Here is a 23,026-nt window from a genome sequence, read left to right as displayed (position 1 = left end):
CTCTTTGCGTGATTTGCGCTGATCCGAAACAAGCCATGCTGTCAGCTGAGTGACATACGGATCCAGCTTGCTCGGACGATCCGGCGTCTGAAACGCTGGCTCAACAATCCCCTCCCGCAAATACTTCTTGATCGTGTTGCGCGAGATGCCCGTGCGCCGCGCGATCTCGCGAATGGGCATCTTCTCTCGCAGCGCCCATCCCCGGATAACTTTTAAAAAACTCATGTCTATCACTCCAAGTGCCCCCAGCTGATTCAAGCTGAGGCAAGGTTGCACATGGGTCAGTTCTCAGTGACAATTTTTGCTGTTGCCGGGTCAGTTCTCAGTGACAATCAACAGCCCGACGGGCCAGATCGCATGAACTGGCTGATGGGTCAAATTCTGCGCAAAAAGGTCAAGGTTCAGGGTTTCATCATTTTTGACGATTTCGGACATCTCTATTCTGAGTTCGCCAAGGAAATGTCCGCATGGATTGCTGCGGATAAAATCAAATACCGCGAAGAGATCATCGACGGTTTGGAAAACGCACCAGAGGCCTTTGTTGGGCTTTTGAAAGGCGAAAACTTCGGCAAGCGCGTGATCCGCGTTGGCCATAAATGAAAGATAAAAACATGAAAATTCTTATGGTTCTCACGTCGCATGATGAAATGGGCGACACAGGCAAGAAAACCGGCTTCTGGCTGGAAGAGTTCGCAGCACCTTATTACGTCTTCAAAGACGCGGGCGCAGACATCACACTCGTATCGCCAAAAGGCGGTCAGCCACCTATTGATCCGTCCAGTGATGCTGACGGTGCACAAACGGATGACACGCGCCGTTTCAAGGCTGATGATGAGGCGCAAAAGCATCTCGCTACAACGCTTAAACTTTCAGATGTGACTGAGGCGGGCTTTGACGCAATCTTCTACCCCGGCGGCCACGGCCCGCTGTGGGATCTTGCCGAAGATGCCGACAGCAAGCGCCTGATTGAGGCGTTTGCTGCAGCGGACCGTCCCGTTGGCGCAGTTTGTCACGCACCAGCTGTGTTTCGTCATACTCTTGGCACAGACGGCAAGCCGTTGGTTTCGGGGCGCCGCGTGACTGGCTTTACCAATACCGAAGAAGATGCGGTTGGCCTGACAGACATCGTGCCATTCTTGGTCGAGGATATGTTGAAAGCCAATGGCGGCACTTATGAAAAAGGTGCTGATTGGGCAAGCTTTGTGCTGCGCGATGGCAAGCTTGTAACAGGACAAAATCCTGCGTCCTCGGCTGCAGCGGCACAGGAAATACTGGCCCTGCTGGGATAGAGCCTTACACCTGATCCTAAATCTGCGGCGCAAGTTTTGCGTCGCAGGTTATCTTTACGCGTTGCCGCTAAGCGAATTTGGCTTTCCTCTGACTTCTCTGCCAGCGTTCAGACTGATCGATATAGGCGTATATTCGCGACAGCCACCTCAGCCTGAAACTCTCGACCTATCGCAAGAATACCGATCCGCCTTAGGTGTGCAGGATCGAAACGGGCATCGGTCTTATGTGCCTCAACCGCATCAAACGCGACCCGATGGCTGCGCCATTCCTGCGCGGCAATAAAGTCAGATCGAAACGACTGCCAAGGCCGCGTCAATTGGTCCGTGCGCAAACGAATGTCATAGCGCTCGCCGTTGCCGCAGGTTTCTAGCTCAATGCCATCCCAATCACTTGCATCAAATCCAGCACCATCGTGGCAGAGGTCGAAGGCAATCTGAACAAAGCCACCGTTGTTATCCAACGAGACGCCGCCGCGCAACACGGTGGCCATGCGCCCCCGAAACATCTCTTCCTGCATCCCACCTCTAGAAACACCGCCCATAACTCCGTCAGCGACGTATTCCCACTTTGGGTTCAATTCCATCTTTACGCTCCCTCCCCATTGTAATGCTCAAGACTTTGGCACCCTGCCTGAACACTCACAATACGGAAGCGAAGCGAGTGATCAGATATGAAGATATGCTACCTTGAGCGACGAAAGCCCTTTGATGTCGAAGATGCTGAAGCCTCTAAAGTGCGCTATCAGATCGCCCCGAGGTAATACCCGATGGCCTCCGCCAATTCAGTTTCCTCGTAGCCGAAATGGGAGCGTACGACCTCTTCCAATTTTCGAAATGTGGCAGCGGCCTGAACGAAATTTGCATCTCGAGGATCTTCCGCCAATGCCTCCGCTGCACGTCCGAGACGGATGATTAACTCATGGGGATCTTTTGATCCGGGTGGCCTGCCTGTGGTGCGCGGTTCTGGGGGCGACAATAACCCATTGGCAATTGGACACATGGGCCGGGCTAGCATTCATACCCTATTTGGCGTGGGTAAGTGTGGCGGCAGCATTAACCCTGTCCATGGTGCGCCTGAACCCCGATCAGAAACCGTTGGACATAGCGAATTTGTGAGTTTTGGCACTGCCACTTTAAAAATGCTTACGACCCACTCACCGAGCGAAAAACAGATAGCCCAACACTGAAAGATGAAGAACCGGGTAATTGGGTTATCAGATCATAAAAGAGTAGTAGTGTGGATTTAACACATGAAGGAATAGTACATGGTGGTATGCGGTTGTGAGATATCAGCAAAGGAAGTACATTTATCCGTCGTCCACCAAAATGATGAAGGCATCATCGAGATGCTTGGACTAAAGACCACACGGATTGAGCTCGACGACGATACATCTGAGATCGACCTGCGATCATTCCTGGCGGCTCTTCAAGAGTTTTCTCGCGAAAACGAAGTAGATACCTTTGTGATCAAAACCCGTGCCAAAAAAGGCAGAATGGCCGGTGGAGCCGTATCCTTCAAAATCGATACTCTAATCCAACTCTTGGAGGGGTGTCACGCGCGGTTTGTCAGTCCGGTGGCCCTTGCTCAATTCGCCAAGAAGGAAGTTGAAGAGTATCCCGAGAAGTTGCTAGTTTATTTAAAGAACGCCTTTCTTGCCGGTGCTTATGCTTTGACTCGGAGCTGATTTCCTAACTACCTGCGCCAGTAACGATCCGCCCTCTTTTTGACCTAATTGGGCACACAGAAAACAAGGAACCAAAGTTGCAGCATTTCTCTCTGCTTGATCTGTCACCTATCCCCGAAGGTGGAACAGCCGCTGATGCCCTAAGCAATACAATCGACCTGGCGCGCCATGCCGAGGCTAGCGGCTATCATCGATATTGGTTGGCCGAGCATCACAACATGCCGGGCATCGCAAGTGCTGCAACCGCTGTCGTGATAGGGGCGGTCGCATCGGCCACCAAGACCATCCGCGTTGGTGCTGGGGGCATCATGCTTCCTAACCATGCGCCGCTGGTAATTGCCGAGCAGTTTGGCACGCTTGCCACGCTTTATCCGGGGAGGGTTGATCTTGGGCTTGGCCGAGCTCCGGGAACCGATGGGGTAACGGCACACGCCCTCAGAAGAAATATGAAAGCCAACGAGAACTTTCTGCAGGATGTGACGGAACTTCTAGGGTATTTCGACGACGCTTCAGGTGAGGCGCAAATTCGGGCCATTCCCGGACAAGGCACCCATGTTCCGGTCTGGGTACTCGGCTCCAGCCTTTATGGCGCTCAACTTGCCGCTTATCTCGGGTTGCCTTATGCGTTCGCCTCGCATTTCGCGCCCGCCATGCTTGAGGATGCGATTGCAACTTACAGATCGACGTTCCGCCCCTCCCAGTGGCTTGCCAAGCCGTACTTCATGTTGGCTGCCGGGGTTTGCGCGGCGGCAACTGATGATGAAGCATCGTATCTGCGATCATCCCAAATGCTTGCCTTCGCCCGCTTGCGAACAGGACGCCCTGGTAAACTACCGCATCCGGTTTCGGATCTGTCAGGAGAAATTTCAGCACCGGTCCTTGCGCAAGTGAAACAAGCCCTCTCCTGTTCGGCAACAGGCGGCCCTGAAACGGTTCGTCGTGAACTCGCAGCCCTGATTGAACGTTACCAACCAGAAGAAGTTATGGTGACCGGAATGATCCACGATCATGCCGCGCGTTTAAGGTCATTCGCGATAGCGGCAGAGGCTCTCTCCGACATTTCGAAGGCTTGCGAGGCGGCTTAGTCATGACTTATTTTGTCAGCGCAAAAAGTGATAGAAGGCGGCCAGAGCAGACAATACAATGAACCCTGCAAGGGTACCGGCTATGGCGAATGACTACTAACAGGAGTTGCGCTTATTGGGGTCTAAAGCAGGTAAGCCCAAGACGATTTTTTTGGCTCACGGAGACTATGAAAAACGCCAAAGAAAAACGGTAAAAGTGTGCTCAAATCTGCCGTTCGCTGCAAGTTATCCGAACGTCCGGTCTTGGCCTGCGCCGCGGATCAAGTTGCCTAAGTTCTGTAAAGGTCCGGCATAGCGCAAAAGAGAGGGCGGCCGAAAGAGCGCCGCCTGCCGGAAGTGTGTAAGCCTATGCTTGGGGTGGGGTTTGCCGTGTTTGCGGGCCCTGACCCAACCAACCTGGCAAGCCGCAGCTAACCTGTTGTGTCAGCCAGCCGACTCCAGTTTCCAACATTCGAAAGAGGCGGCAGTATTTAGACTCGGCGGTTCCTATTACTAGGGCATTAGTAGGGGATGTACGTCAAACGTTCTCCTGCGTCGTCCGGCACCATCCAAGATAGAGGCGATAATTAATCAAGCGATCACAATGGGTTGTACGACTTTAAGCGGCTTGGTCCGGTCACGTCCAACACATGGACGGCAAAATTCGTAATGATGAGGTAGTAGGTTCGAGTCCTATCATCGGCACCACTTTTCCCTTATCTCTAAACGAGCGGTCCACAAGCCACTGCTTGCTCTTTGCACCAGGTTTACCGTCGACGTTTTGGACCGATTGATGCCGCTCGACTTGCACCTCACCTTGTCCGCCGCCATATATAACCTTGTAAGTACAGGGGGCGCAGATGGCCGAAGACAAATTTCCAGGTTGGCATGGCACAACGATCCTTGCGGTACGGCGGGGCGGGCAAGTTGTTGTGGCCGGCGATGGGCAGGTCAGCCTTGGGCAAACTGTGATCAAAGGCTCGGCGCGCAAAGTACGCCGCTTGTCGCCCGGTGGGCGCGATGTGGTTTGCGGTTTTGCGGGCTCTACGGCTGATGCCTTTACCCTGCTGGAACGGCTGGAAAAAAAGCTAGAGGCAATGCCGGGGCAATTGGCGCGGGCATCCGTTGATCTGGCCAAAGACTGGCGAATGGACAAGTACTTGCGAAATTTGGAAGCGATGTTGATCGTGACCGATGGCACCGATCTGTTTGTCATTACGGGGGCCGGTGACGTGCTGGAACCCGAACATGATATTGCCGCGATCGGGTCTGGTGGCAACTTTGCACTGGCCGCCGCGCGGGGGTTGATGACGACCGATATGGCGGCTGAAGATATCGCCCGCAAAGCGATGGCAATCGCGGCCGATATTTGCGTGTATACGAACGGAAATTTAACCGTGGAAACGATTGCAGCGCTTTGATCTAGGCGCCTTCCTTTTCCACCAGTCCTTGCAGCAGCGCCAAACGATCCTGCCCAAACCCACCCGCTTGGGTGGTCAGCTCGCGCATTTCACGTACAAAAAACTGTCTGTACCCTTCGGCCTTTTCGCACCAAGCCACCAATTTCACCCCTTGCGGCGGATGCACCAGCGCCAGCGGCAAAACCGTCCGGGTGGACTGCTGGTCTGACAGATCGGTATACTCAAACCGTACGGGCCTACTGGCTTCAAGCGCCGTATGCAACTGCGTCAGATCGTTGGCCTGCGCCGCCCCCGCATCACTGCGCCAACCGCCTGCGGGCCGCACGTCCAGCTTACGGTACAGCCGACACAGCAGCGCGCCCTCTGGGTCAGTCTCTGCAAGACGTTTCAACGCGGTCTCTGCTGCTGCCGCCGCTATCGGGTCGGCACGGTGATCTACCAGTGCCAGCCCCCGCAACGCCGCATCCCGCAAAACAGGATCAACAACCGGAGCCGCCACAACCGTCCCAGCCCCCAAGCCAATAGATGCCGCGCCTGCACCAAACCAGCGCGCCAACGCACGACGGGTCAGGGTGTGGGGTGCATCGGTCTTATCGCGGGCCGACATGGCGGGTATCCTTGCGCTTGAGGTTGGAAAAGGATGGTATATCGCGCAAAGCCCGCGCGTCTGTCCAGTCTGTTGGTTGAAACCCCTGGGCGCGCTGTCTAAGTGATGCATGAACGAGACAGGAGCCGCCACATGACCGACCTCACCCCCCGCGAAATCGTGTCTGAACTGGACCGCTACATCATCGGCCAAAATGATGCCAAACGCGCCGTCGCCGTGGCGCTACGCAATCGCTGGCGACGCAAGCAGTTGGGTGATGATTTGCGCGATGAGGTGTATCCCAAAAATATCCTGATGATCGGGCCAACAGGTGTCGGCAAAACCGAAATCAGCCGCCGTTTGGCGAAACTGGCCCGCGCACCGTTCCTGAAAATTGAAGCGACCAAGTTCACCGAGGTAGGCTATGTCGGCCGCGATGTGGACAGCATTATCCGCGATCTGGTCGATGCCGCGATGATCGACACCCGCGCCCATATGCGCGAAGACGTGAAGGCCCGCGCCGCCCTTGCCGCCGAAGACCGTGTGATCGAGGCGATTGCCGGCAAAGACGCCCGCGAACAAACCCGCGATATGTTTCGTCGTAAGCTGAAGGCAGGCGAGCTGGACGATACGGTAATCGAACTGGAAATTGCCGACACCACCAACCCTTTTGCCGCCTTTGACCCGACTGGCCAAGGCGGCGGCCAAATGGGCGGCATGATGAACCTTGGCGATCTGTTCGGCAAAATGGGTCGCACCCAGAAACGCAAACTGACCGTGGCCGAAAGCTACGATCTGCTGGTGTCCGAGGAAGCCGACAAGCTGCTGGATGATGAGGCGGTGAAGCTGGCCGCATTAGAGGCGGTTCAAGAGAATGGCATTGTTTTTATTGATGAAATCGACAAGGTTTGCGCCCGCGCCGATGCACGTGGTGCCGATGTTTCACGTGAAGGCGTGCAGCGCGACCTGCTGCCCTTGATCGAAGGGACCACCGTTTCCACCAAACACGGTCCCGTTAAAACCGACCATATCCTGTTCATCGCCTCCGGTGCCTTTCACACAGCCAAGCCCTCTGACCTGCTACCTGAACTCCAAGGTCGCCTGCCGATCCGTGTTGAGTTGCGCGCCCTGACGGAAGGCGATTTTGTCCGCATCCTGACCGAAACCGACAACGCATTAACCTTGCAATACACCGCGCTAATGGGCACCGAAGGCGTGACCGTTACCTTCACCGAAGACGGTATCAAAGCGCTTGCCCGCATCGCCGCCGAAGTAAACCAATCTGTCGAAAACATCGGCGCCCGCCGCCTTTACACCGTGATCGAACGGGTGTTCGAGGATCTGTCCTTCACCGCCCCCGACCGTGATGGCGAGTCGGTCGAGGTTAACGCCGAATTCGTCGAACAACATCTCGGCGAACTCTCCCGCTCCACCGATCTGTCGCGCTACGTCCTTTAATACCCCAAAACCGGACCCCCCGTTTCATCTTGGCAAAAATACTTCGGTGGTGCGGGGGCTGGCCCCCGCTGTCTGCCAAATAAACCTACGTTTTAGGCTTCCCTCCACCCCAAATCCACAGCATCAAAGATGGATGAAAACACCCACTCTCGCCTTCCTGCGCGACAACGCGCCATTCCTCGCCACAGGCGCGCTCCTCGCTTTTCTGTCCAGCTTTGGGCAAACCTTTTTCATCTCGATCTTTGGCGGTGAAATCCGCGAGCAGTTTGGCCTGACCAACGGCGACTGGGGCCTGATCTATATGGCGGGCACAGGGATGTCTGCAGTGGCAATGGTCTTTGCCGGCGGGCTCGCCGACAGGTTTCGTGTTCGCATTTTGGGCGTGGCGGTGGTTGGCCTCTTGGCGCTTGCCTGCCTCGCGATGGCGTTCAATCCTTGGGCCGCCGCTTTGCCCTTGGTTATCTTCGCCCTGCGCTTTACCGGCCAAGGCATGACCAGCCACGTCGCCACCGTCGCGATGGTCCGTTGGTTTGTTGCCGCACGTGGCCGCGCACTTGCCGTGGCAACCATGGGCTTTATGACGGCAGAGGCATTGATGCCAATCAGCTTTGTCTGGCTGAAACAGCATTTTGAATGGCATCACCTCTGGGTCGCCGCTGCCCTGCTTTGCCTTGCCTGCACGCCCATCCTGCACCGCCTGTTGCGGCTGGAACGCACCCCACAAAGCGCTGCTGAAACTTCGGCCACGCTGGGCATGAATGGCCACCACTGGACGCGGGCTCAAGCGCTGCGCCATCCGCTGTTTTGGGCGCTGACCCCCGCGATGATGTTCTTTCCCGCCTTTGGCACCGCGTTTTGGTTCCATCAAGTCCATTTCGCCTCGATCAAGGGTTGGGATCATCTGTCCCTCGTCGCAGTGTTCCCGCTGGGCACACTTACCTTTGGCCTGTTCACCGTTATTTATGGGTGGGCGATAGACCGCTTCGGCGCCGCCCGCCTCTTGCCAATTTACCTTCTGCCCCTCGTCATCGCCTTTGCCCTGCATGCCTATGCGCCCAGCATAGCGTGGACAGCGGCAGGCGTAATCCTGATGGGCATGGCAGGCGGCGGGCAGGCAACCATTCCCAACGCCGTCTGGGCCGAATTTTACGGCACACAGCATATCGGATCCATTAAGGCGGCTGTGGCTGCGGTAATGGTTCTTGGGTCAGCCATCGGGCCGGGGCTGACAGGCTGGTTGATAGATGCAGGGATCCGGTTTGAAACCCAGCTTTACGCCATCGCGGGTTCGTTCATTTTTGCGGTTCTGATCATGCTGGTCCCACTGCGAAACGCGCGGCGAGCGTTACCTGAAACGCCGTAGATAGATATAATACGCACCGCTGCCGCCATGCCGCAAATGCGCCTCGGTCACTTGCAAAATTGCAGGCGCGCAGGGCGGCTGGCGCAACCAATGCGGCACCTGTTGGCGCAAAATGCCGGTGCGTTGCGGCATATGGTTTGTATCCATGCCCGGTTTGCCCTTGCCGGTTATCACCAAAACCAACCGCAACCCGCTGGAATGGGCGTTCAGGATAAACCGGATCAGTTCTGGATGCGCCTCGGACAAGGTCATCCCGTGCAGGTCAATCCGCGCTTCGGGGGCCAGCTTGCCGCGGGTCATTTTGCCAAAGGCTTTGGCATCCATTTGCAAGGCATTCGAGGCCGCACTTGGCGGGCGCGGACTGGCGGGTTTTTCACCCAGACGAAAGGGCGCGATGCGTGGCACGGCATGCGTTTTTACGGGCGGTTCAGGAAACTCGGCAGGTGTCTCAACGACCTTACGGCGAAAGATCGGGGCATGCATCGGCTTGGCCGTGCGTGCGACCGCATTCCACAGCTCCTCCTCTTCGGGGTGCAACGATCTGCGGCGCGCCATTATTCCACCTCGGCCAGCGCAAAGGCACGTTCTATCGGCAGCAAAACAACCATGCGCCCAGAATCCTTGACGGTGCCCGCATCCTCCCCCGCCTGAAAGCCGGTGCCATAGAAAATATCGGCCCGGTGCGCGCCCTTGATCGCGCCGCCGGTATCTTGGGCAATCATCAAGCGCCGCAGCGGGTTGCGCCCGTTTTTTTCCAGCCAAACGGGCACACCCAATGGGGTATAATCTGGGTCCACTGCAAGGCTGCGCATCGTTGTAATTGACCGCCCCATCGCGCCAATCGGCCCCTTTTCGGGTTGCAAGTCAGGCAAGCGTCGAAAAAACACAAAGGACGGATTGTGCCGCAAAATCTCGGCCCCCATCACTGGGTTGCCTCGTACAAAGGCCTTGATGCTTTGCGCCGATGCGCTGTGTTCGTCCAAAACCCCCATGCGGATCAGCTCTTTGCCGACCGACCGATACGGATGCCCGTTTCGCCCTGCATATCCTACACGCACAGCGCGCCCATCCGGCATGCGTATCCGGCCAGAGCCTTGAACCTGCAGGAAAAACACCTCTACAGGGTCTTCAAGCCACGCAATCTCCAACCCACGGCCCCGCAACGCACCCGATGTTTCAATTGCCCCGCGGTCCAGCCATTGCTGCCCATCCTGCACCTCGGGCGGACGGGCATAGATCGGATAGGCGTAACGTGGGCTGCGGACCGGCGATCCTGCCAGTTCTGGTTCATAATACCCCGTAAAAAGGGCAGGGGCCGTGCCAATCATGACGGGCCGAAACAGCATCTCAAAGAAAGTGCGCGCCGATGTATCGGATGCCATCGCATCAGGGGCAAGGCGGCAAATCGGGGTCCAATCGGGGTCTTTCAGCAGGGAACAGGTGTCGATGAATGTGGAAAGGGCAGCACGATGATTGTCATCCTGCCACCCGTCCAAATCCGAAAACTCCAGCATTTGCGCCATGGCCGACCCTACCGTCAGGCCCAGCGCAAGCACGGGCACTGCGGCCCATGCGAAAAGGCGGGCCGCGCCACGCATCAATCCCCGGTGGCAACCAGCAACCAGTTGGGGTCAGATGCCCCCATCTGGCGCGAAAACGTCCAAACATCGCGCTGACGCTTGATCGCGGTGGGGCTGCCTTCGACAACCTCACCCAGTTTGTTGCGCACAACGGAATGCAATTCGGCCACAAAACGCACAGCCACTTCACCTTCGCGGGTGGCGTCGTCAAACTCGGCGCTTTGTACGGCCAATTCACGGATACCGATAAATGTCGCTTCAATGGTCAGACCCTGCGCCTCTCGGTCGGTCACCGCCTCGGAAAAGCTTTCAAACACATCCTCTCCAAGAAAAGGTTTGATCCGCTCCATCTCACCTTTTTCAAAGGCCATGAAGATCATCTCATAAGCACCACGGGCACCACCCAGAAATTCCGCCACAGAAAAGCTGGGCTCGGCCCCCTTCATCGCAGCAAGTGCTCGGGCGGTATCGGATCCTTCGGGGACATGGTCAATGATATCGCGGTCCGGCCCGCCATCAATCACCTCAAACCCTTTGCGAGCCCGTGGTTTAGCATCCTCAAGCGGTACAGGGGGTTTTTCAAAACCTTCCCGCGTGCCAAGCACGGATTTCAGCTTTAGGATCAAAAAAACGGCAATCCCAGCCAGAACAAGAAGTTGGATCAGCGAAGAGTTCATATCAAACCTCAGAAAGCCGGGGGCCAATGCCCCCGCAAAACAGATTGGGGTGTTGGTGTTACGCCCCTTAATCCTTATGTAGGGTGTGGGTGCCGCCAAGTCTACCGCCCCGCACGCAAAGAAATCACCGGGAAACTGGGAAAGGAGGCCAAAAATGTGGCTTTTACTCGCTTTCATCGCCGTACCCTTGATTGAGATTGGCCTTTTCATCAAGATCGGCGGCTGGCTGACCCTTTGGCCAACGCTAGCAATTGTGCTTGCGACAGGCATAATTGGCACGTTTTTGGTGCGCAAGCAGGGGCTGAAGGTGCTGGGGGAATTGCGCAATTCGATGGCACAGATGCGCGACCCGCTGTCACCCTTGGCGCATGGCGCGATGATATTGTTCGCCGGCGCTTTATTGCTGACGCCCGGATTTTTCACCGATGCTGTCGGGTTTTTGCTGCTGGTCCCGCCGATCCGGCAGGCGATCATCACCTTTGCCGCGTCGCGCGTACAGGTCGCGAGCTTTGCAGCCGGCAGCCAACGCGAAACCCGCCCGCGTCACAATGATGACAGTGTGATTGACGGTGAATATTCGGACCTGACCGACGCGCCAGATCCACAAAAGGGCATAAACAAGCGCCCCTCTGGCTGGACAGAGCATTGAGGCCTTTCCCGTGACCTGCTAAACCACCCCCAATGATTTTTTGGGAGAGTTAGAATGACCGAAGCAAACGGGGCAGCCGCCCAACCGTCCGCCCAGCCGTCCGAAGGCGTCAAAATGCAGGTGCTTGGCCAGTTCATGCGCGATCTGTCGTTTGAAAACGCGGTTGCCCAGCGTGGAAGCCAAGGCGGTGAAGTTCAGCCCGACACACAAGTCGCCGTTAGCCTTGATGCGCGCAAGCGTTCGGCTGATAACCAGTTTGAAGTGATCACAAAGTTCCGCGTTACATCCAAGAACACGGCCAACGGCGAGATTCTGTTCGTAGTAGAGCTGGATTATGGTGGCATTTTTCACATTGAAGGCGTGCCAGAGGACCAGATGCATCCATTCTTGCTGATTGAATGCCCCCGCATGCTGTTCCCCTTCGTACGCCGGATCATTTCGGACGTGACGCGCGATGGTGGTTTCCCGCCGTTGAACATTGATGCGGTTGACTTCCTTGCACTGTACCGCACCGAGCTTGCCCGCCGGATGGAAGAGCAAAAGGCCGCTCAGCCCGTATCCTAAAGGATTGCAGATTACGACAAGGGCCAGACATCACGTCTGGCCTTTTTTATTGACGTTTCACCCAAATCGCCGCTTCGCCCAGTTTGGCGACAAAGGCTGAATGCGCCTCGGCCTCCTCGGCTGTAATGCGCGGGGGCAGGGCCGTCGGGCGCGGTTTTGGCCGCCAATCATCAGATTGTGCGATACTTCCCGTATCACGCTGGCTTTCTGCCGATAACGCGAAATCCGGCTGGCGGCCACCAATCAGTTCTAGATAGACCTCGGCCAAAATCTCACTGTCGAGCAGCGCCCCGTGCTTTTCTCGACCCGAGTTATCGACACCAAAACGGCGGCACAATGCATCGAGTGATGCAGGAGAGCCGGGGAATTTTTGGCGCGCGATCATCAGCGTATCTAGCGCCTGCGCCGCCGGCAGTTTCGGCAGGCCCACAACTCCCAATTCATGATTTAAGAATTTCATGTCAAAGCTGGCATTGTGGATAATCATTTTGTCCGTGCCGACAAAATCCAGAAACGCTTGTGCGATGTCTTTAAAAACCGGCTTATCCCGCAAGAAATCATCACCCAACCCGTGCACTTCAAAAGCCGCTTTGGGCATGGTGCGTTCCGGGTTGATATATTGGTGATAGGTCCGGCCAGTTGGCATGTGGTTAAACAGCTCCACCGCACCAATTTCTACAATCCGGTCGCCTTCGGTCGGTTCAAACCCTGTGGTTTCGGTATCAAGAACGATCTCACGCATGTCGGGTCTCTCGGATATAGGCAATCAGGGCGGTGACGCAGGCGTTTGCGGCATCAAGATTCAGGGTCTCGATAATATGGGTCGCACGGCTGCGTTTTTCGGCATCCGGCATTTGGCGGGTCAGAATGGTGTGAAACTGCGCCTCGGTCATGCCAGCCCGCGCCATCACGCGGGCGCGCTGCAGGGCAGTCGGAGCCGTGACCAAAAGGGTCGCATCCATGTCGGCCTCGGTCCCTTTTTCGAACAGTAACGGGATATCAAAGACCACAATATCAGCCCGTACAGCAGCCAGAAACGCCGCACGGTCTGCGGCGACAAGTGGGTGTACCAAAGGCTCTAACATAGCCAAAACCGTAGGATCGGCGATGATTAAGGACTTAAGGATAGCGCGGTCGACGGCGCCACCAACAACGGCTTGCGGCCATAAGTCTGCAATTGGCGAAACGGCGGCACCGCCTGCGGCATAAAGCCTGTGAACGGCGGCATCAGCATCCCAAACAGGCACACCTGCTGCCGCGAAAAAGCCTGCAGTAGTGGATTTTCCCATGCCAATGGACCCTGTTAATCCCAGTCGAAAGGGCATCACAGGCCCATCACGGTATCACGGGTTTCTTCATCCACGTCGGGGCGATGGCCGAACCAGCGCTCAAATCCAGGGGCGGCCTGATGCAGCAGCATCCCCAAACCATCCACCGTCTTACAGCCCCGCGCGGCGGCAGCGGTTAGAAATTCGGTTTGGATGGGGGTATAGACCAAGTCATTGACCAAAGCCTTTGGGTTCAACTCATCCAGCGAGACATTAAATTCGGGTTTTCCAATCATGCCCAGCGCGCTTGTGTTCACGACTGTCACCGCGTCATCCAGAAAATGGGCCGATTGCACCCATTCGACGACCGTTATCTTGGCACCAAAATCATGGCGCAGGGCTTCGGCCCGCGCACGGGTCCGGTTGGTCAGGCGGATTTCTGGAACGCCAACCTCTATCAGAGCCGCAATGATCGCGCGAGCGGCACCACCGGCACCAAAGACCACGGCAGGCCCAGCTTTTGGCTGCCAATCAGGGGTGTGTTGGCGAAGATTGGCGACAAACCCCGAACCATCGGTATTGTCGGCATGAATTTTACCGTCGCTGCGAAAAATAAGAGTGTTGGCCGCGCCTATCAACGCTGCGCGATCCGTCACGATGTCGGCCAATCCGATCACCGTTTCCTTATGTGGAATCGTGACGTTAAGTCCAACAAACCCCATCTTTGGCAGCATCCGCAACGCCTCGGCCAAATCCGCTTGCGCGATATCCAGTGGTACGTAATGACCCTTGATGCCATAGCGTTTCAGCCAGTAATTGTGCAAAATAGGCGAACGGCTGTGCGCGATTGGCGAGCCTATAACGCCTGCAAGCGGAATGCGCGGATGGTCTGTCATGTCACTATGAACCCCCTCGTTCTCAGATAGCCCAACAGCGGCAACAGGGGAAGCCCAAGGATGGTAAAGTAATCGCCATCTACAGCTGAAAATAGGCGCACACCTTCCCCTTCAAGCAGGTAGCAGCCGGCGGAATGGCGAATACCGTCCCAGTTGCGGATAACATAACTTGCTAGCCACTCGTCAGAAAACTCATGCATGGTAAGGCGGGCCTTGCCGACATGTCGCCAGACGGGTTCGCCTTGATGATAAGCCACGATTGCCGACAGCAAGTGGTGGGTTTGGCCGCGCAATTGGGTAAGCTGGTGAATTGCGTCATCCTTCGAAGCCGGTTTTCCCCATGATTTTCCTTTGAAATCAAGTACCTGATCGCAACCCAGCACCAGCGCGTCAAAATGCTTTTCCGCCAGCTTCCGTGCTTTCATTTCCGCCAACAGGTCTGCAATATCAAGGGGCTTGGCACCGTCTGCCTCTAGGCTTGCCCGGATCGCGTCTTCGTCAATACGTGCGGCCACATGGGCAAAGGTCAGACCCGCGGCAGATAACAGGCGCTGACGGGTTTCAGAGGAAGAGGCAAGAATGATCTGAGGGGCGGCCATGGGTGTGAACAATCCTGTGGAAAATCTGCATATGTTCCGGCAAGCGGAAATGTGGGTAAGCCACTATTTGACGATTGGTGTGGGTAAGGAGTGGTTTTTGTCAAGCGTTCAGGGGTTATATCCACATGTGCAAAGATGGAATTTTGCTCTTGGGAAAACTGCTATAAACCTAGGCTATGTTGATAGATTCGGTGTTCTTCTGTTCAAATAAGTCATTGAATTTAAACTGTTTATAAAATTTTTTTGCATTTATTTACGCACTTATGCACAGGTTGAAAAATGTGGATGAACACTGGGGCAATTTGCGCTATTCCCATATCCATAGGCCCATCTATAACTACATCTTTCTATAAATATCTTATATTTATTAGAAGCGAGAACAAGGAAGCGCAGGCATGACATCGATACTGGCAGACTATTATCTTTGGGTGAAAGCCTTGCATGTGATGTCAGTGATCACCTGGATGGCGGGATTGTTCTACTTGCCCCGGTTGTTTGTGTACCATGCCGAGCAGGTGCAGACCGGTGAAAAGAGTGACGACCTTTTTCAGACAATGGAAATGAAATTGCTGCGGGTGATTATGAACCCTGCGATGATTGCAACATGGATTTTTGGGCTGATGCTGGTGGCAACGCCCGGGATCGTAGATTGGTCGATGGTTTGGTCCTGGACAAAAGGCGCATCGGTGATTGTGATGACATGGTTTCATATGTGGCTTGCAGGGCGGCGCAAGGATTTTGCGACGGGCCAGAATACGCTGACCGGGCGGCGTTATCGGATGATGAATGAACTGCCGACGTTGCTTATGATCGTGATTGTTCTGTCGGTTATTGTGAAGTTCTAAGGCTAAGATTGACTTTTTTGGATGAGTCGCTTAAACGCGACAAAGCTGGGCCGTCCGGTCCGAACAGCTGTTCCCCTTTCTGACGTGATGCCAAAACCCGTTTGGGGTTATTGGATAAGGATAATTTTGAAGATGAACGATGAGATTTTGATTGCCGAAGACGATGTACAGCGTCTTAACCTTTCGGAATTAAAGGCGAAAACGCCCGCAGATTTGTTGGCAATGGCTGAAGAATGGGATGTCGAAAACGCACCTTCGATGCGCAAGGGCGAGATGATGTTCTCGATCCTGAAAGAGCATGCCGAAGAAGGTTGGGAAATTGGTGGTGATGGCGTGTTGGAAGTTGTGCAGGATGGCTTTGGCTTTTTGCGCAGCCCGTCGGCCAACTACTTGCCGGGCCCAGATGATATTTATGTATCGCCCGAAACAATCCGCATGTTTTCCTTGCGGACAGGCGATACGATTGAAGGGGTTATTGCTGCGCCACGCGAAACCGAGCGCTACTTTAGCATGACCAAGGTGACGCGAATCAACTTTGATGACCCTGAAAAGGCGCGTCACAAAGTGCATTTCGACAACCTGACGCCGCTGTATCCGGATGAGCGATTCAAGATGGAAGTTGATGATCCAACGCTAAAGGACCGGTCTGCGCGGATTATTGATTTGGTCGCCCCGATTGGTAAAGGCCAGCGTGGCCTGATCGTGGCACCACCACGCACGGGTAAGACGGTTTTGCTGCAAAACATCGCGCATTCGATCGCGACCAATCATCCGGAATGTTATTTGATCGTTCTGTTGATCGATGAACGGCCGGAAGAAGTAACAGATATGCAGCGATCGGTTAAGGGCGAGGTGGTATCTTCGACCTTTGACGAACCTGCAACGCGGCACGTTGCTGTGGCGGAAATGGTGATCGAGAAAGCCAAGCGTTTGGTTGAACATAAGCGTGATGTGGTGATCCTTTTGGATTCGATCACCCGTCTCGGGCGTGCGTTTAACACGGTTGTGCCATCGTCCGGTAAGGTTCTGACTGGCGGTGTGGATGCGAACGCCTTGCAACGGCCCAAGCGGTTCTTTGGTGCCGCGCGGAATATCGAAGAGGGCGGGTCGCTGACCATTATCGCGACGGCGTTGATTGATACGGGCTCGCGGATGGATGAAGTGATCTTTGAGGAATTCAAAGGTACGGGTAACTCTGAAATCGTGCTGGATCGGAAAGTAGCCGATAAGCGCGTGTTCCCTGCGATGGATATTCTGAAATCCGGTACGCGTAAGGAAGACCTGTTGGTAGATAAGATTGATTTGCAGAAAACCTATGTTCTGCGGCGCATTTTGAACCCGATGGGGACGACGGATGCGATTGAATTCCTGATTTCCAAGTTGAAGCAAACCAAATCAAACTCTGACTTCTTTGATTCGATGAACACGTAACGCCGCAACGATCCGTATTTCATAGCTCGGTTTTTGTGGCCATTTGTTTTGGTCATCGAGGCCGAGCTATTTCATTTTCAGTGCCATGACAGGCTTTAACCTTGGGGTTTTGTAAATGTTGGATACGATTTATGCGCTGGCCTCGGCGAGGGGAAAGGCCGGCGTTGCCGTTGTTCGTGTTTCGGGGCCAAAAGCGCATTCCGCCTTGGCGCTGATGACGGCTGTGCCAAAAACGCGACAGGCGAGTTTGCGCAAGCTGTATTGGCAAGGGGCGGTGTTGGATGAGGCCCTGGTATTGGTTTTTGAAGAGGGCGCAAGTTTTACTGGAGAGCCGAGCGTTGAGTTGCAATTGCATGGCGGGCAAGCCGTTGTTGCTGCCGTATTGCAGGCGCTGTCTGGTATCGACGGGTTACGACTAGCGGAAGCAGGCGAGTTTACGCGCCGCGCGTTGGAAAACGGCTGCCTTGATTTGACGCAGGTCGAAGGGCTTGCTGATCTGATTGATGCTGAGACAGAGGCGCAACGGGTTCAGTCTTTGCGGGTTTTGTCGGGTGCTATTGGCGCCAAAGTAGAGGGTTGGCGACGAGATTTGGTTCGTGCAGCTGCGCTTTTGGAAGCAACGATTGACTTTGCGGATGAGGATCTTTCTGTCGATGTGATGCCGGAAGTGCGTGCATTGCTGGATGGGCTTTTGAGCCAGCTAGATGCAGAGCTTGCAGGTGCAAAGATTGCGGAACGGATTCGCGATGGGTTTGAGATTGCGATTGTCGGGCGGCCGAATGCTGGAAAGTCTACTTTGTTGAATGCGTTGGCTGGACGAAATGCCGCGATCACATCTGAGATCGCAGGGACGACCCGTGATGTGATTGAGGTTAGAATGGATGTGGATGGGCTTGCTGTCACCTTTCTGGACACGGCAGGCTTGCGCGATACTGATGATCCCGTTGAAGTATTGGGTGTTGAACTTGCGCTCCAGCGCGCAAATGCGGCCGATCTAAGGGTTTTTTTGCTGGATGGGCTTAGTGACACGCCTGCTGCTGTTTGCCGGGAGAATGATCTGATTGTCCTGGGTAAAGCTGATCGGTTTTCTGGTGATGATCTTTCCCGTTTTGCGTATCATGTATCTGGCTTAACTGGGCAGGGGGTGCAATTGTTGTTGGGTGCAGTATCTTCTGTGCTGTTGTCGCGAACTGTTGGCGCAGGTACACTGACACGGCAACGGCACCAGATAGCCGTCAGAAATTCTTTGAACGCGCTTCGCTCGGCGATGAATGAACTAGAGCGGCCCTTAATGGGCGTAGAGGTGGTTGCGGAAGAGTTAAGGGCGGCCTCTCGTGCGCTTGAGGTATTGCTGGGCAGGATTGACGTAGAAACAGTGCTTGGAGAGATCTTTGCTAGTTTTTGTATCGGTAAATGAGGATGTTTCACGTGAAACAGTTTGATGTAATCGTTGTTGGCGGCGGGCATGCAGGTTGCGAGGCAGCGGCAGCGGCAGCGCGTATGGGTGCAAGAACCGCCCTGCTGACACTTAAGAAAGAGACGTTGGGCGTAATGTCCTGCAATCCTGCTATTGGTGGTCTGGGCAAGGGTCACTTGGTCAGGGAAATTGACGCATTTGACGGCATTATGGGTGTCGCTGCAGATAAGGCAGGGATTCAATTCAGGTTGTTGAACCGTAGCAAGGGCCCTGCTGTTCAAGGGCCGCGAACGCAAGCGGATCGGAAGCTTTACCGCTTGGCCATCCAATCCATGCTTGGGCAAATACCGAATCTGGAAATTGTTGAAGGCGAGGCAATAGATTTTATTCAGAACGGTACAGTGATTTCAGGCGTTAGAATGGCGGATGAAACCGACTTGCGGGCTGCATCTGTGGTTTTAACGGCTGGTACATTTCTGAATGGAATCATTCATATAGGCGAAAATCAAACATCTGGTGGGCGCGTAGGCGAACTTCCTTCCGTCAGGTTGGCCCAGAGGTTGGCGGAATATGGTTTTGCCCGTGGTAGATTAAAGACAGGAACACCCCCGCGTCTCGATGGCAAGACGATTGCTTGGGATCGTCTGAATGCACAAGCTGGCGATGATGATCCGACAATGCTGTCCTTCCTTAGTCAATCTCCGACAGCGCGCCAGGTCAGTTGTGGAATCACAGAAACGAATGAAAGAACGCATGACATTGTCCGAGAAAATTTGTCGCGTTCAGCAATGTACGGCGGGCATATAGAAGGGGTTGGGCCCCGGTACTGTCCGTCAATCGAAGATAAAATCGTGCGGTTTTCTGAGAAAACGTCGCATCAGATCTTTCTTGAGCCTGAAGGACTTGACGACGATACGGTTTATCCAAACGGTATATCTACGTCATTGCCGGCCGCAGTTCAGGAAGACTATGTTCGTTCAATAGCGGGGCTGGAAAATACGGTAGTCCTTCAACCCGGCTATGCGATCGAGTATGATTTCTTCGATCCCCGCAATCTGACGCCGACACTATCTGTAAAGGGCTTTTCAGGCCTATTTTTTGCGGGCCAGATAAACGGCACAACCGGTTATGAAGAGGCTGCTGCACAAGGTCTTGTGGCGGGTTTGAATGCCGCTGCGATAGCCATGGGCCGTGCAGAGATTTCTTTTAGCCGGTCGGACAGTTATATTGGCGTCATGCTTGATGATCTAACACTGCGTGGGGTTACCGAACCCTACCGAATGTTTACGTCACGCGCAGAATACAGGCTTATTTTGCGTGCTGATAATGCCGATCAAAGGCTAACACCAAAGGCAATTGAGGCTGGATGTGTCGGGGTGGCGCGTCGGCAGGTTTTTGAAGCAAAGGCTGATCGCCTCGCCGAATATCGAGCAGAGCTTGATTTGGTAACCTACACGTCAAAGCAGATTGCGGATGCCGGATTCAAGGCACGGCAAGATGGTGCTCGACGGAGTGGCTTTACTGTGCTGTCTCAGCTAGAGGGCGAGCTGGCAGAAATCGCAGAAGGATTGCCAGAGTTTCCCAAGATACCGGCGGACTTTCTAACCCAGCTTTGGCGCGAATCGCTCTATGCTAATTATTCTGACCGGCAGATCACAGAGGCTGCTGGATTGAAGCGCGATGAAGACACACGGATACCAGATGGATTTGATTATGTTGGACTGCCTGGATTGTCGAACGAGCTTTGCGCAAAGTTGTGCGCTGTGAGGCCAACGTCTATTGCTCAGGCCGGGCGGATAGAGGGAATGACCCCCGCCGCACTTGTGTTAATCTTGTCTCGTGTAAAAAGCGGCGCAACGTGGCGTCAGCGGAAATGACCAATCACGCTCAGTCGATTGCTCCTCTCGCCGATGTTTCACGTGAAACAGTGGATAGGCTTTGTTTATTTGAGCAGCTTATTCGAAAATGGAACCCAACGATAAACTTGGTTTCAAAATCCAGTCTGAACGATGTCTGGATGCGGCACATAGCTGATTCAGCACAGCTTTATAAGCACATTCCCGATGGCGTGGTGAAGTGTGTCGATCTTGGTAGTGGCGGCGGCTTGCCTGGTATTGTTCTTGCCGCTATTTCAGTCGACCAATCACCTGAAAGGCACTTTACGCTTGTCGAGTCCGATCAGCGTAAGGCCGCATTTTTGCGAGAAGCGGTGCGTACTCTTGGCATAAATGCTGCGATCATAGCGCAGCGTGCCGAAACACTTGAACCACAGGGCGCCGAGTTGGTTTCTGCTCGTGCGCTTGCACCACTTTCAAAACTACTTACGGCGGCTCAGCGCCACCTTGCTAAAGACGGTGTTTGCCTCTTTCCAAAGGGGGAAAACTTTGCGCACGAGATTGACGAGGCAAAACATCAGTTTGAGTTTGAATGCAAAACTGTGCAAAGCCTAACCGATCCGAGTGGCGTAATCCTAATTGTTCATGGAATTCGAAATGCCTAGCCCAACTATTGAGAACGCGCCCAGAATTATTGCACTCGCCAACCAAAAGGGAGGCGTCGCAAAGACAACGACCACGATCAATCTGGCGGCCGGCCTTGCCGAGCTGGGCGCCAATGTATTGGTCATCGATCTTGATCCCCAGGGCAATGCATCAACCGGTTTTGGTATAGAATTGGCCAATCGAAGTCTGACAACGTATGACTTAATGGTTGAAGATGCGCCTTTGGACCTCGTCATTCACCAAACCGGCATTGAACGCGTGTCGATCTGCCCTGCAAACGCAGATCTGTCGTCAGCCGACATGGAAATGGTTGCAAATGAAAAGCGTAGTTTCCTTCTGCGTGACGCGCTTCGCCAGCCAAGCATGGCAGAGTTTGGTTTTGATTTTATTCTGATTGACTGTCCACCGTCTCTAAATCTGCTGACCGTAAATGCGTTGGTTGCGTGCCATTCAGTCCTGATACCCTTGCAAAGCGAGTTCTTCGCGCTTGAGGGGTTGTCGCAACTGATGCTAACGGTGCGAGAGATCAGGCAGACCGCAAATAACGACCTTAGGATCGAAGGTGTGCTGCTCACCATGTATGATAAGCGTAACAACTTATCCCAGTTGGTCGCAGCGGATGCGCGTGAGAATCTAGGTGACTTAGTGTTTAAAACCATCATCCCAAGGAATGTCCGGGTAAGCGAAGCGCCGTCCTATGCGTTACCGGTGCTTGCTTATGATTCCGCGTCTAAGGGGTCCGAAGCGTATCGCGCACTTTCCTTAGAAATCGCAGAGCGTTATGGTATGAAACAGAAAGCGACACAGGGGCCAAACTAATGGAAAAGAAACCGGAGCGGCGTGGTTTGGGGCGGGGACTTTCTGCATTGATGTCGGACATCAATGTGACCGCAGAACAGTCGGGCGATACAAGCGCACAGCGTCGCCAAGACTCTTTGATTGCCGTCGAAAAACTTTTGCCTAACCCAAATCAGCCTCGGCGCGACTTTACGCCTGAGGCGCTGGAAAACTTGGCTGCATCAATTCGTCAAAAAGGCGTCTTGCAACCCCTCATCGTCCGTCCAATTGCTGGCACGGATACGTATGAGATTGTCGCAGGTGAGCGCCGTTGGCGCGCCGCACAGATCGCGCAAGTCCACCGTCTTCCTGTCGTTGTTCGTGATTTCGATGATACTGAAGTGCTCGAAGTGGCTATAATAGAGAACATTCAGCGCGCTGACCTGAACGCAATTGAAGAGGCGGCGGGCTTTCGTCAGCTCATGGACCGCTTTGGACATACCCAAGAAAAGATCGCAGAAGCCCTATCTAAAAGCCGCAGCCATATCGCCAATTTGTTGCGTCTGCTCAACCTACCATCTGATGTTCAGGGGTATATTCGTGATGGCAAGCTGTCAGCAGGTCATGCGCGTGCATTGATAACGACCTCGAATCCGTCCGAGCTTGCCAAAACTGTGATGGAGAAGGGTCTTTCCGTCCGTGAAACCGAGCAATTGGCGCGTCAAACTTCAAGCACACCGAGCCGCACAAAGACGTCGAGCGGCGGGGCGCGGTTTGAAAAAGATGCAGACACGCGTGCGTTAGAGGCAGATCTTGGTGCAAACCTTCGAATGGCGGTTAGTATCAATCACGAACCGGGTGGTGAAAGCGGAATTTTGTCAATTAAATACAATACGTTGGATGATCTAGACAGCCTTTGCAGGACGCTGTCTCAAATGGATCGTGATTGACCCACC

General features: G+C 54.4%; 28 protein-coding genes. 18 read left to right on the top strand and 10 right to left on the bottom strand.

The window, feature by feature from the left end:
* Positions 1-234 (bottom strand): helix-turn-helix domain-containing protein (locus G560_RS0107675; RefSeq protein WP_244870034.1); only part of this gene is annotated, 234 nt, incomplete at its 3' end.
* 123 nt (positions 235-357) lie between these two features.
* On the opposite strand from G560_RS0107675, the gene G560_RS0107670 reads away from it, so the two are divergent.
* Together G560_RS0107670 and G560_RS0107665 are read left to right on the top strand one after the other, a co-directional pair.
* Positions 358-600 carry a hypothetical protein gene (locus G560_RS0107670; RefSeq protein ID WP_269430473.1) on the top strand — a complete coding sequence of 81 codons (243 nt, stop codon included), beginning with the start codon at positions 358-360 and terminating at the stop codon, positions 598-600.
* Positions 601-611: 11 nt separating this feature from the next.
* Positions 612-1,289: a type 1 glutamine amidotransferase domain-containing protein gene (locus G560_RS0107665; RefSeq protein ID WP_028913854.1), complete on the top strand. Its 678-nt coding sequence runs from the start codon at positions 612-614 to the stop codon at positions 1,287-1,289.
* A 107-nt stretch (positions 1,290-1,396) separates the two neighbouring features.
* On the opposite strand, the gene G560_RS0107660 is transcribed toward G560_RS0107665, so the two are convergent.
* Positions 1,397-1,873, bottom strand: a complete 477-nt coding sequence (locus G560_RS0107660; RefSeq protein ID WP_022703731.1) for a CIA30 family protein — start codon at positions 1,871-1,873, stop codon at positions 1,397-1,399.
* Positions 1,874-2,228: 355 nt separating this feature from the next.
* On the opposite strand from G560_RS0107660, the gene G560_RS20600 reads away from it, so the two are divergent.
* The 4 genes from G560_RS20600 (at position 2,229) to hslV (ending at position 5,459) form a co-directional block, all read left to right on the top strand.
* Positions 2,229-2,405, top strand: a complete 177-nt coding sequence (locus tag G560_RS20600) for a tryptophan-rich sensory protein (protein WP_231575932.1) — start codon at positions 2,229-2,231, stop codon at positions 2,403-2,405.
* Positions 2,406-2,554: 149 nt separating this feature from the next.
* Positions 2,555-2,974: a DUF3010 family protein gene (locus G560_RS0107655; RefSeq protein ID WP_022703730.1), complete on the top strand. Its 420-nt coding sequence runs from the start codon at positions 2,555-2,557 to the stop codon at positions 2,972-2,974.
* Between the two features lie 77 nt (positions 2,975-3,051).
* Positions 3,052-4,059 (top strand): LLM class flavin-dependent oxidoreductase, encoded by a 1,008-nt coding sequence (locus G560_RS0107650; protein WP_022703729.1) that lies wholly within the window; start codon positions 3,052-3,054, stop codon positions 4,057-4,059.
* An 839-nt stretch (positions 4,060-4,898) separates the two neighbouring features.
* Entirely contained in the window at positions 4,899-5,459 is a 561-nt protein-coding gene (gene hslV / locus G560_RS0107645; RefSeq protein WP_022703728.1) for an ATP-dependent protease subunit HslV, read from the top strand.
* Position 5,460: 1 nt separating this feature from the next.
* Here the strand turns inward: hslV and G560_RS0107640 are convergent, their stop codons facing one another.
* A complete protein-coding gene (locus G560_RS0107640; RefSeq protein WP_022703727.1) occupies positions 5,461-6,066 on the bottom strand; it encodes a WYL domain-containing protein in 606 nt (201 codons plus the stop codon).
* A gap of 132 nt (positions 6,067-6,198) precedes the next feature.
* Here G560_RS0107640 and hslU point away from each other — a divergent pair, with 132 nt between their 5' ends.
* Both hslU and G560_RS0107630 read left to right on the top strand, forming a co-directional pair.
* Positions 6,199-7,503 (top strand): ATP-dependent protease ATPase subunit HslU, encoded by a 1,305-nt coding sequence (gene hslU / locus G560_RS0107635; protein WP_022703726.1) that lies wholly within the window; start codon positions 6,199-6,201, stop codon positions 7,501-7,503.
* 133 nt (positions 7,504-7,636) lie between these two features.
* A complete protein-coding gene (locus G560_RS0107630; RefSeq protein WP_022703725.1) occupies positions 7,637-8,866 on the top strand; it encodes an MFS transporter in 1,230 nt (409 codons plus the stop codon).
* Here the strand turns inward: G560_RS0107630 and G560_RS0107625 are convergent.
* Genes G560_RS0107625 through G560_RS0107615 form a run of 3 tightly spaced genes read right to left on the bottom strand, consistent with a single transcriptional unit; the run spans position 8,849 to position 11,123 of the window.
* Complete coding sequence (locus G560_RS0107625; protein ID WP_022703724.1) at positions 8,849-9,421, bottom strand: Smr/MutS family protein; 573 nt, start codon at positions 9,419-9,421, stop codon at positions 8,849-8,851. The two genes, G560_RS0107630 and G560_RS0107625, sit on opposite strands and share 18 nt — an antisense overlap.
* The gene (gene mltA, locus G560_RS0107620) at positions 9,421-10,464 is read right to left on the bottom strand and encodes a murein transglycosylase A (RefSeq protein ID WP_022703723.1); all 1,044 of its coding nucleotides are present in this window, start codon (positions 10,462-10,464) and stop codon (positions 9,421-9,423) included. Before mltA ends, G560_RS0107625 begins: the two co-directional genes overlap by 1 nt.
* Positions 10,464-11,123 (bottom strand): Tim44/TimA family putative adaptor protein, encoded by a 660-nt coding sequence (locus G560_RS0107615; RefSeq protein WP_028913853.1) that lies wholly within the window; start codon positions 11,121-11,123, stop codon positions 10,464-10,466. Before G560_RS0107615 ends, mltA begins: the two co-directional genes overlap by 1 nt.
* A gap of 154 nt (positions 11,124-11,277) precedes the next feature.
* On the opposite strand from G560_RS0107615, the gene G560_RS0107610 reads away from it, so the two are divergent.
* Together G560_RS0107610 and secB are read left to right on the top strand one after the other, a co-directional pair.
* A complete protein-coding gene (locus tag G560_RS0107610; protein WP_022703721.1) occupies positions 11,278-11,772 on the top strand; it encodes an FxsA family protein in 495 nt (164 codons plus the stop codon).
* 54 nt (positions 11,773-11,826) lie between these two features.
* Positions 11,827-12,336 carry a protein-export chaperone SecB gene (gene secB / locus G560_RS0107605; RefSeq protein WP_022703720.1) on the top strand — a complete coding sequence of 170 codons (510 nt, stop codon included), beginning with the start codon at positions 11,827-11,829 and terminating at the stop codon, positions 12,334-12,336.
* 46 nt (positions 12,337-12,382) lie between these two features.
* Here secB and dnaQ read toward each other — a convergent pair whose 3' ends face one another.
* The 4 genes from dnaQ to G560_RS0107585 are packed head-to-tail and all read right to left on the bottom strand — an operon-like array spanning position 12,383 to position 15,099.
* Entirely contained in the window at positions 12,383-13,078 is a 696-nt protein-coding gene (gene dnaQ, locus G560_RS0107600) for a DNA polymerase III subunit epsilon (protein WP_022703719.1), read from the bottom strand.
* Positions 13,071-13,664: a dephospho-CoA kinase gene (coaE, locus tag G560_RS0107595; RefSeq protein WP_028913852.1), complete on the bottom strand. Its 594-nt coding sequence runs from the start codon at positions 13,662-13,664 to the stop codon at positions 13,071-13,073. Before coaE ends, dnaQ begins: the two co-directional genes overlap by 8 nt.
* Entirely contained in the window at positions 13,661-14,500 is an 840-nt protein-coding gene (locus G560_RS0107590) for a shikimate dehydrogenase (RefSeq protein WP_022703717.1), read from the bottom strand. Before G560_RS0107590 ends, coaE begins: the two co-directional genes overlap by 4 nt.
* Positions 14,497-15,099, bottom strand: coding sequence for a Maf family protein (locus G560_RS0107585; RefSeq protein WP_022703716.1), 603 nt, complete (start codon positions 15,097-15,099; stop codon positions 14,497-14,499). Before G560_RS0107585 ends, G560_RS0107590 begins: the two co-directional genes overlap by 4 nt.
* Between G560_RS0107585 and G560_RS21195 the strand changes: the two genes are divergently transcribed.
* From G560_RS21195 to G560_RS0107545, 8 genes are all read left to right on the top strand, one after another.
* Positions 15,098-15,310, top strand: a complete 213-nt coding sequence (locus G560_RS21195; RefSeq protein WP_022703715.1) for a hypothetical protein — start codon at positions 15,098-15,100, stop codon at positions 15,308-15,310. The genes G560_RS0107585 and G560_RS21195 overlap by 2 nt on opposite strands.
* 184 nt (positions 15,311-15,494) lie before the next feature.
* Positions 15,495-15,944, top strand: a complete 450-nt coding sequence (gene hemJ, locus G560_RS0107575) for a protoporphyrinogen oxidase HemJ (protein ID WP_022703714.1) — start codon at positions 15,495-15,497, stop codon at positions 15,942-15,944.
* Positions 15,945-16,076: 132 nt separating this feature from the next.
* Positions 16,077-17,375: a transcription termination factor Rho gene (gene rho, locus G560_RS0107570; protein WP_022703713.1), complete on the top strand. Its 1,299-nt coding sequence runs from the start codon at positions 16,077-16,079 to the stop codon at positions 17,373-17,375.
* Between the two features lie 118 nt (positions 17,376-17,493).
* Entirely contained in the window at positions 17,494-18,792 is a 1,299-nt protein-coding gene (mnmE, locus tag G560_RS0107565) for a tRNA uridine-5-carboxymethylaminomethyl(34) synthesis GTPase MnmE (protein ID WP_028913850.1), read from the top strand.
* Positions 18,793-18,803: 11 nt separating this feature from the next.
* Positions 18,804-20,669: a tRNA uridine-5-carboxymethylaminomethyl(34) synthesis enzyme MnmG gene (gene mnmG, locus G560_RS0107560; protein WP_033419308.1), complete on the top strand. Its 1,866-nt coding sequence runs from the start codon at positions 18,804-18,806 to the stop codon at positions 20,667-20,669.
* Complete coding sequence (rsmG, locus tag G560_RS0107555) at positions 20,666-21,292, top strand: 16S rRNA (guanine(527)-N(7))-methyltransferase RsmG (RefSeq protein WP_022703710.1); 627 nt, start codon at positions 20,666-20,668, stop codon at positions 21,290-21,292. Before mnmG ends, rsmG begins: the two co-directional genes overlap by 4 nt.
* A complete protein-coding gene (locus G560_RS0107550; RefSeq protein ID WP_028913848.1) occupies positions 21,285-22,112 on the top strand; it encodes a ParA family protein in 828 nt (275 codons plus the stop codon). Before rsmG ends, G560_RS0107550 begins: the two co-directional genes overlap by 8 nt.
* The gene (locus G560_RS0107545) at positions 22,112-23,020 is read left to right on the top strand and encodes a ParB/RepB/Spo0J family partition protein (RefSeq protein ID WP_022703708.1); all 909 of its coding nucleotides are present in this window, start codon (positions 22,112-22,114) and stop codon (positions 23,018-23,020) included. Before G560_RS0107550 ends, G560_RS0107545 begins: the two co-directional genes overlap by 1 nt.
* Positions 23,021-23,026: the final 6 nt, after the last annotated feature.

The organism is Pseudorhodobacter ferrugineus DSM 5888, from assembly GCF_000420745.1.
Lineage (GTDB): Bacteria > Pseudomonadota > Alphaproteobacteria > Rhodobacterales > Rhodobacteraceae > Pseudorhodobacter > Pseudorhodobacter ferrugineus.
This window is presented reverse-complemented; position numbering and strand designations above follow the sequence as displayed.